This is a genomic window from Halomonas koreensis, assembly GCF_031451675.1.
GTDB classification, from domain to species: Bacteria; Pseudomonadota; Gammaproteobacteria; order Pseudomonadales; family Halomonadaceae; genus Halomonas; species Halomonas koreensis.
This window is the reverse complement of the sequence record NZ_JARWAK010000029.1, coordinates 1-8,843: the sequence shown is the minus strand read 5'-3', so window position 1 is coordinate 8,843 and position 8,843 is coordinate 1. Positions and strand designations below refer to the sequence as shown.

Here is an 8,843-nt window from a genome sequence, read left to right as displayed (position 1 = left end):
CCGCACCGAGGAGATCCGCCGCGACAGCCACCTCAAGGTGAAGCGCGATCGCATCGAAGAGCTCGACCGCGACGACCACCTCACCGTGCACGGCGAGCGGCGCACCCGGATCGACGGCGACGACCACCTCAGCGTGGGCCAGACCCGCCACGAGAAGATCGGCCGCGCCCAGCTCGTCGAGGCCGGCAGCGAGGTGCACCACAAGGCCGGCATGAAGGTGGTCATCGAGGCCGGCGCCGAGATCACCCTCAAGGCCGGCGGCAGCTTCGTGAAGCTCGACCCCAGCGGGGTGACCATCGTCGGCCCCAGCGTGAAGATCAACTCCGGTGGCAGCCCCGGCAGCGGCACCGGGCAGAGCGCTCAGGCGCCGATCCTGCCGGGGGAGGCGACGGAGGAGACGCATGAGGATGTCACCATGGGGCCAGTATTTCCTAGCAAGCCTGAACGCTTAAGACAAGTTGCTTCAGCAGGGTTGCTGCTTAGTCCTCAGTGTCATCAGCAAACTGATGGTAGCTGCCCGCTGGCTTCGTGCCCGTGCAAATAGGGGAGGGGTTCGACACATGGATGTTTCGTCTACCTTGAAGAAGCTGACTGAAGAAAGGTCGGATCAAGAATCGGTATTCGTTCTATTTGATGGTGCGCTGTTTCCAGCCATGCAAAAAGCCTATGAGTACGAGGGATCACCACAGATATGTCCTGTCTATTATGGGACGCGTCATGAAGAGGCCTCTGAAGCTAGTCCATGCCTATATGCTCCGGGAAATGAAAGTAAGGTATGGAGTCTATCGGAGGCATGGCGCGATAATGGTATTGTTTTCACCAGTCAGGCCACATTTTCTGATGTGTTAAAGCATTTGCAAAGCCTGATAAGTGTAACTCTTCCTTCAGGTCAAATGGCCTATTGGCGCTTTTATTCCCCGGAGTGGCTGTCATTGGTAATGGAGGTCTTTGAGCTAAATGACCTGAAAGCCTTTTCTGGTCCCATTACGCAATGGGGTGCGTATTCGGGAAATGAGTGGGTGGTGTATCGGGGAAATGCCCCGGCTTATGCTGTTCAAGAAAAAGAGGATGGCTGGCTAAGTATAACTGATGCTTATCAAGCCTGCTGGAAGAAGATAATGAATGAGCGCTTTGTCCAGAGAGTTGCTAGTGAAGCGCATGACAGGATGAGTGCCCCCCCAGAAGGAGCGTCATGGGAATCCGAGATATCCAGGCTTTTCGAAATAGCAAAAAACGCAGGCTATAAAAAGACCGCGGACTTAGAGCGGTTTATATGGATGTTTTTGAAGCACCCTCATGCACTTGAATCGACGGAATGCCGTGAAGTGATAGGTGATGGCAGCTGTCCACCCGTAAGACGACTCGATAAAGTTGAGGCGATGCTGCATGGGGTTCAAGAAAACGGGGAACCATAATGGAATATACTGTAAAGCATGGGCAGTCCTTAGCGGGTATTGCCAGTGAGAAAGGGGTGTCAATCTCTTCCATCATGGAGAGGAATCCAGCCCTAAATAATCCTAATCGCCTCCAAGCCGGTGACGTGCTGGATCTCCCGGAAACCAGTGAGGTCCGGGACAATCGCTGCCCGGACGATATCATGGGCGATAGCCCATGCGCCGACGTCGACGAAGTGGAGCCTGGGTTTCATATTGTCAAAAGCCCCCAGACGATGGAGGAGCTCAAGGATCATCTATTTGCTGGTCAAGCTGGCAGTGAAGTCGATGCCATGCTGGAGAGGCTGAACCCAGCGCTGATGGATGGTGTTAGCCCAGGTCAAGTCGTTGTACTGAGTGACCCCCGGAGCATGCAGTGTACGGAAGAAGAGAACCTGTTGATGCAGATTGCACAAGAGGTGAATGAAATAAATGCTGAGTTGACTTACGAGGAAGCTCAGAGAACAGTTGATTATTATGATCTCTTAGGGGCCGCTACAGGAGGTGCTGGGGCAGCCATCGGTAATACGGCATCAGGCATGAACCAGCATGCCCAGCTAGTCGAATCAAAATTAAGAGAGATAGAGGCCCTATATCAACGTGTCTATGAGCGGACAGGGAAGATTGGAGGGGAAGAGTTCTACGCCAGGCGCCGAGTGCTTTTTGAAGAGTTGGATGCTATGCTCGACCGGGTGACCCGAATGGGCCTGGGAATTCCAGAGCATCCAGATCTTCGCCATGCATTAGGGCTCTCTACAAAAAGTACAGTCCATCACTGGCGTCAAGCAGGATCGAGCGCCTCAGGCATACCAGGCTATGCGGATAATTATGGAAATATTGCCAACGCGAGCAAGTGGCTTGGGAGAGCTGGATATGTAGGTCTTGGGTTAAGTGCCGTTTCCACCCACGTGAGTATACGCGAAGCCTGTGCTTCAGGGCGCGAAGAAGAATGCCAGATTGCCCGAGTGAGAGAATGGGCGGGATTTGGAGGGGGAATAGCAGGAGGGGCAGCTGGAGGTGCCGCAGCTGGTGCTGTGGCCGGCGGAATTTGTTTAGCGCTAGGGGTGCCGACGGGGGGGCTAGCGACGCTTGCTTGTGGTGTTGTACTGGTAGGTGCTGGGGGCTATGTAGGGGGGGAGATAGGCGGTGAGGCGATGAAGCAAGGTGGTGAGTGGGTAGGTGAGGCTATATATGGGGCGTCACAATGATTGATCTTGAGCTTGTACTGGGTGTGTTTATATTATCAATTGGGATTATAAGCCTGTTGTCGCTTGTGGTGTGGTGGGTTATTTTATTTGTTTATTTGGAAGAGATAGATGGCTATTTTGATAGTCCTGACTTTCCAAATAGAGGGTATAAAGGTGTGTGGCCATGGGGGATGGGAAGAGGAATGGCTTATGGGGTTTTCTTGCTTTTTCCTGGCTCACGGTTCGTGAAAAAAAAATTCCCGCGCGCTCTTGAGGAAATTGATGTCGAGGTATTGCCGAAACGGATAAAGCTTCTAGTGGCTTTTCCGATGTATACTTATATACCAGCTATTTCTTTTTTGCTGGTCGGCGGCGTTTTTCTTAAGATGAAAGATTGGTTCTTATAGGGTTGGGATAAGTTGCTGCCGGCGGCGGAGGTGAGCACCACAGTGAGTGCCGAGTGTCTCGCCCAGGGACTCTCTCAGACCATGCAGGCGGCCTTCGTGCATCCCGACAATGCCACCAAGAGCACTCAACTGGTCCGCGATGACGACTTCGAGGCCCGCCACCGTCGCTGGCGGCGTGAGGTCGTGCGCCGCCAGAGTCGACTTCGTGGACTGCGTGGGGCGCTGGCGCGCCCGGCCGCGCCGCATGATCGAGCCGCCCAGTTGCAGGATCTCAACGGTCAGCAGCGAGCGCTCGATGAGCTGATGACCCGCGAGCCCAAACGCATCGTCGCCCGTCAGGCAGGAAGTTCCGGTGGGCCAGCCGAGACCCTGGGCTACGATGAGCTGCGCGAGCAGAACCGCCTCAAGCTCGAGCAGGGGGCCGCCGCTGCCCAGGCCCGCATGCGGGGCTGGATGAATCGCTACGGCGGCGGCTTGCCGCTGCTGATCGCCGGGCTCAACCTGCTGAACGTCGGCGCAACCCTCATGAGCATCGAGCGTGAAGGCATGGACGGCAACGCCCGGCAATCTCTTATCAGTGGGATGGGATATACGACCAGTGCGGTGATCGCGCTATGGGTGATGCCGTACTGGAATAAGCATGCATTATCACAAACGGCTGAAATATTTGGTAAGCCCAGGGCGGTAGCCAGAGCTGGAGTTCGTCAATGGCGTGGGGTTGCGCAGAATGTGGCCTTCGCCCGCACGGCAGCCAAACTGACCACCCGTGTGGCGGGCATGGCGGTCTTTGGGGCGATAGGAGCGGGCATAGAGACGTTGCAGATTATTGATCAGTTTGGTTCTGCAACCAGCACCGAAGAGCGTGTGGCATTATTCGCAAAAGGTAGTGCTACTTCCGTAATGGCTTTGGTTGCCGGTTTCCAGCTTGGCGGCGCTATTGCAGGGTACTTCGTGACCTTTGCGTGGATCTTGGCACCTTGGACCGCATGGGTCTTGGCCATTGCCGGTATGGTGTACCTTTTTGCCTCGTTCTTCGCGGGCCACTATCACCGCGAGGGCATCCGCCTATGGCTCTATCGTAGCGGGTGGGGAGAAGCTGACGAGTCTTCCAAGTGGAGCGATGACGATGAGGGGCAGGCGGCCGAGTGGCGGGCCCTCCTGGAAACGCTTTATCAGCCATCGGCTCGCCTGGAGCCGGTGACCACGCTTGGCTATAAGGGGCGGGCACCGGTTCAGGTCCATCGAGGGTATTGGCTAAAGATTGCGCTGCCCTCGATGCTGGCGGGGGAAACGCTCAAGCTGTCTCGTAACGCGAGCCGGGGGTTCTGGGCGCCGGCGTCGAGTTTTGCAGAACGTGCCGATCAGTCATCCGGCGAACTTCCTGCCTCGGAAGACTATGAGTCACAGGAGTCCCGCGTCTGGCAAGCCTGGTTACCGGCCGAGGTCCAAGCCCCGGATGCGCCTTTTGCACTGTTGGTCGATTATCCGGCGACGCTATTGAGCTCACCTCATAGTGCTGACTTCGTCTTCCATAAGCCTAAAGCAGATGACGGTGGTTTCAATCTGGAGCCTGTAGGAAACTCTTCAGCCTGCCAGGCGATAATTAATTCTATTGATCTAATGGTGCCAAGCTGACTCGGTGAAGTCTGCCGAATCGTCAGGTGGTATTTTTGCCTGTTTTGATATCAAGGTGCGAATATATGTGGTTTATCCAGCCAAAGAGGAATTATGTTCCCGAACTACCTTGGGAGCGTGTAGACGAAGACGAGGTCATGAGCTGGCAGATCAGGGTGAGGGACTATAATACCTTTGTGGCTAACATGGTTTTTGTTTTCCATGTGTGCTTTATGGTTTCTTTTTTTTACATTGTATTGTTTTGGGGGAGGGAGTTTGTTTTTGATATGTTGACAAAAGGGTTTTGTGTTTTATTTTTCCTTCTTATCCCGGTCAGCATGAGTATGACCCACCAAACCTCTATAATCGCATACCGCTTGACGGAGAGAGGATATGAAAAAATTTCATGGAAGCCGCAGATAGATTCGGTTAAGCCGGTGATGAAGTGGTCGGCCATTATCTCTGGTGTCGCCGTTCTGGTCACCTCCTTTTTTAATCCCTATTTCCTTCTTGGGGCGGTGGGGCCAGCGGGGTTTGGCCTGATGGCCTTGGCGATGGGGAACTCCAGTAGCTACCAGAAACTTGTGAGGGGTGAAGAGCATTTTAGTGCTTCTTGGGATGATGTGGAGGAGGTGGCGCTATGGAGAAAGCGTCGACTCATTGGGCTTAGGTTTACCTTTTATACGAGTGAAGGCACTACGCAGAACGGTTATCGCACCTTGTACTGTAAAAAGGGTGAAGAGGATGAACGCGTTTCCTTTATAAGAAGCAAGGTGAAAGAAGCCCCTTATGTGGAAAAGAAGCTAGAGGTTTTCGAGGGAGGCATGGCGATCTAGACGCATCCCTATACAACCTCAGGTCATTAGCGTTATCGCGGCAAGGATGCCGTGCCACATATTCTCGCCAGGGAAGGCGCTCTGTCGTCTGCCCCGGCGGTAGCGTGTCTGGCAGTGGCGACTCTTCTGCCCTTTTAAGTTTGTCTATCTGACCTGGCTATAATCTGTACCTGTCCCTGATGGTTCACTGGCGGGTGATGTGGCCATTGCTGGTGGTACCTTGCCGATTGGCATTGCTGGGCTGATGGGGAAAATTCGGGGCACGTCTGCTGTATTGTTGCGTTTACGCCTGTTATGCCTGGCCGTACCACTTAACTGGGTCGCCTTCGTCGGCGTGGTCCTGATCGTCGTGGGAGAGCTGCTTTATGAGTACTATTCCCTCTCGCCGCTGCAGCAGTGGTGCCAGAACAGCGTTTGGGGAGACGAGCCGGAGGGCTGGGATCTCGAGGCGCACCACCAGCATCTCGCCGAGGTGCATGGCCAGCCGGTGCTCTGGCGACGCGGCGAACAGCCGCCGCGTATCAGCGCCATGCCGGTGGGGCCGGAACCACCGGCAAGCTCCCTGAACCTGCGTCTCAACCTGCCGGGAGTGGAGCCCCCCAATGCAGACAACCTCCAGGTGGGCCTCTGGGGCGTAACGCGCGGTAGCCAGCAGGAGCTTCACGAGGATCTGATGGCCCACGCCGGTCTGACCCAGGAAGAGGGCAACTGCCGGTTGGATTATGCCCTGGACCCCGAGCGTGTTGGTGACTGGCATACCCTGGTACTGGTGGTGCGTATCACCTCCCAGGGGGCATCGTCGCCGACGGCCACTGCGGCTTTCCAAGTCTTCAGCCGCCTGGATGCCGTATCGCCCAGGGAAGACTGGAGACCCGTCGAGCCTTTGGAAGGTCGCGAGGCCAGCGCCTGGCAGGCCATGCCGCTTGCGCCCTGGACGGCCTGATAGAGTTCGCCTCGACAATGCTTGCCACGAATACAGGAAGGACCATGACGACCCAAGCCAAGGAACAGGACGCCGCCGCCATGGCGCTTCGCGTCGGCGAGCATCTGACGCGCGGTGCCAATGAGCTTTATGCACTAAGCCCGAGGCCGATTCCCTTGGGGCCCACGGCGGGGGCCGGAGCGGACGTGGGGCGATTGGTCTATCGTCGCGACGCGGCGACACTGGATCTGCTGCATAATGTCAGCCGTAACGGCATGCTGGCCTGGGGGGGGCGGCAGTCTGGATGATGCTTGCCTTTGTAGGGGTGTTCCTCTTTGTCGCTTTCGGTGCTGTTACAGGTGCTTCAAGCTGGTTGGAAGCCTGGGGGATATGGGGGGGGGGCGCCTACGGAGCATTTCTGTTTTTTATGGCCTTACTCGTCATCCCCGATCTCTGGATTCGTGGCACCGCGCCGGTGCGTTTCCATCGCCAGCGCCGAGAAGTGGCTTTCGTGGTGGAACATCCAGGACGGAGGGTCTTCTTGCCGTCCCCCAGCGCTCACTTGATGTATGGCTTCTGGTTTGCGCTTTTTTCCATAAGTGGAGGCTTCGTTGTGTTCAGCCTTGGCTTCTTGGGAGGGGAAGAAGAATTGCTGGGGACAACGGGTATTGTCTGGATGGCGATCACCCATCTGGTTATCTCTCCCGCCTTGGCTATTGGCTATGTGGCGTTGTATCGAGGGGTCCGTCGCCTGGCCGGCTGGCGCAAGGAGACCGTCTTCGTGCCCTGGGAAGATGTGGTGGCGGTGGCCACGCGCAATATGGCGGTGACCGTCGGCGGCCCGGCGGGTATCGGTTGGCAGCTGCATATCCTGCCGCCGGACCCCGAGCGGCCGGGCTATAGCCTGGCTGGGGCGGGCATCGAGGTCAGCGTGACCAGCCTGCAGATGGCGATGATGCAGTGGGAGTTGATCCGCCGCTACATGGAGGAGGGCGCCGAAGCGGTGCCTGAGCGCGCCGACGATTACAGCGTGGCCTGGTACAAGGACGAGATGGCGCGGCAAAGGCGGCGCCACGAGCGGGAGGGCAAGCCGTTCTGGCGTTACCGCCTGGGCCGCTGGATGGAGCTCGCCTACTTCGCCAGCTGGTACACCGAGTATCGGGTCAATCATGTGCTGCCCAAGGCCATTCCCAAGGGCTGGGTGCAGGAGTGGTCCCGGCCGCTTCCCGAAGCCGAGTGGGCCCAGCCCTCGGCCGGACTCACCGAGCTGAGCCGCCAGGTGACAGCCGCCTACGAGCGCGGCGAGACCTTCCTCGATCTGGGCCCGGTGGAGGAGCGCTTCGGGCAGTCAAACGCCGGCGAGGTGCCGAAAGCGGCCTATCGCAGCGTACCCTTTTCGGCCAATGTCGGGTGAAAAGTATGCGGTATCATGACAGCCAATAAAGCCCAGACGCCGCGGCCCGATATGGCCCAGCCCCACCGGGCCGGAGATATCGAGTCATTTCCAGGCGGCAAGGTCAGCTACCTGTCGCCTGGTCCCTTGCCCACGGGGGCGGCGCCCGTGGATTTCAACCAGGCCATCGGTGGGGTCAACGATGCCTATCTAGACTTCGGAGGAAGCCTACCAACGCCTTTTACTTGGCAACTTACTCTAGGAGGTCCTTTTACAAGTTTCTTGATGTTGGCGTTGTTAATGCCACTTATTCTAGCGATGATGACATTTGGAGAAGAATTCTCTTTTGCCAGTGAGTTTATGGCTTTCTTCGACATTGCTCTTGGGATGGGGCTGTGGGGGGGGGGGCTATCTCTTGCCTTGGCCCTGTTTATCAAAGCCCAATACCACTTCAAGTTCCGCAACGACGTGCCCACCCGCTTCCATCGCCAGCGCCGCGAGGTGGCCTTTGCACCGGGCGGGGGCAAGCCGCCGATCATCGTGCCCTGGGAGAGCGTAGCGGCCTGGGTGACTCAGGCACAGGGCGCGACCCAGTACGGCGTGCAGCGCCAGTATGGCCTGGGGCTCGGTTTCATCGACCCCGAGACGGGGCAGCAGCATTTCCTGGAACTGCCGCAGCCCGGCCTGCCGTTGGCGATGGGGCTCTGGGAGTCGGTGCGCGCCTATATGGAATACGAGGTGCATACCCGCGAGGAGATTCAGGATCCGAACGGCCTGCAGCGCCCCGGCGATCCGCCCTATGAGGGCGTGCATACCTTCCACAACGCCCGCCGCCGGCTGCATCGCCGCCATCGCGACGGCGAGATCGGCCTGTTCAAGGTATCCATGTGGTACCTGTGGCACATCCTCGTCCTGTGGACGCTTCCCTTTCACCTCGCCGAGTGGGAGATCCGCGCCATCCAGAAGGCCGAGCGCAAGACCCTGCCGGCGAGCCTCGAGGAATGGTCGCAGCCGCTCCCCAGAGAGCAGTGGGCCCAGCCCAGTGAAGCGC

General features: G+C 57.4%; 10 protein-coding genes. All 10 read left to right on the top strand.

Going from position 1 to position 8,843, the window contains the following annotated elements; genetic code table 11:
* On the top strand, positions 1-544 hold a 544-nt coding region (locus QC818_RS18235; RefSeq protein WP_445351951.1), incomplete at its 5' end, for a bacteriophage T4 gp5 trimerisation domain-containing protein.
* Positions 545-560: 16 nt separating this feature from the next.
* Positions 561-1,415: a DUF4123 domain-containing protein gene (locus QC818_RS18230; RefSeq protein WP_309654295.1), complete on the top strand. Its 855-nt coding sequence runs from the start codon at positions 561-563 to the stop codon at positions 1,413-1,415.
* Complete coding sequence (locus QC818_RS18225) at positions 1,415-2,641, top strand: LysM peptidoglycan-binding domain-containing protein (protein ID WP_309654294.1); 1,227 nt, start codon at positions 1,415-1,417, stop codon at positions 2,639-2,641. The genes QC818_RS18230 and QC818_RS18225 overlap by 1 nt, the downstream gene beginning before the upstream one ends.
* Positions 2,638-3,027 (top strand): hypothetical protein, encoded by a 390-nt coding sequence (locus tag QC818_RS18220; protein WP_309654293.1) that lies wholly within the window; start codon positions 2,638-2,640, stop codon positions 3,025-3,027. The genes QC818_RS18225 and QC818_RS18220 overlap by 4 nt, the downstream gene beginning before the upstream one ends.
* A gap of 81 nt (positions 3,028-3,108) precedes the next feature.
* Positions 3,109-4,662, top strand: coding sequence for a hypothetical protein (locus QC818_RS18215; RefSeq protein ID WP_309654292.1), 1,554 nt, complete (start codon positions 3,109-3,111; stop codon positions 4,660-4,662).
* A 137-nt stretch (positions 4,663-4,799) separates the two neighbouring features.
* Entirely contained in the window at positions 4,800-5,477 is a 678-nt protein-coding gene (locus QC818_RS18210; protein ID WP_309654291.1) for a hypothetical protein, read from the top strand.
* 220 nt (positions 5,478-5,697) lie between these two features.
* On the top strand, positions 5,698-6,420 hold the full coding sequence (locus QC818_RS18205; RefSeq protein WP_309654290.1) for a hypothetical protein: 723 nt from the start codon (positions 5,698-5,700) through the stop codon (positions 6,418-6,420).
* 44 nt (positions 6,421-6,464) lie between these two features.
* On the top strand, positions 6,465-6,707 hold the full coding sequence (locus QC818_RS18200) for a hypothetical protein (protein ID WP_309654289.1): 243 nt from the start codon (positions 6,465-6,467) through the stop codon (positions 6,705-6,707).
* Positions 6,704-7,813 (top strand): hypothetical protein, encoded by a 1,110-nt coding sequence (locus QC818_RS18195; RefSeq protein WP_309654288.1) that lies wholly within the window; start codon positions 6,704-6,706, stop codon positions 7,811-7,813. The genes QC818_RS18200 and QC818_RS18195 overlap by 4 nt, the downstream gene beginning before the upstream one ends.
* Before the next feature lie 147 nt (positions 7,814-7,960).
* Positions 7,961-8,843, top strand: an 883-nt coding sequence (locus QC818_RS18190) for a hypothetical protein (protein ID WP_309654287.1), incomplete at its 3' end; no start/stop codon positions are given.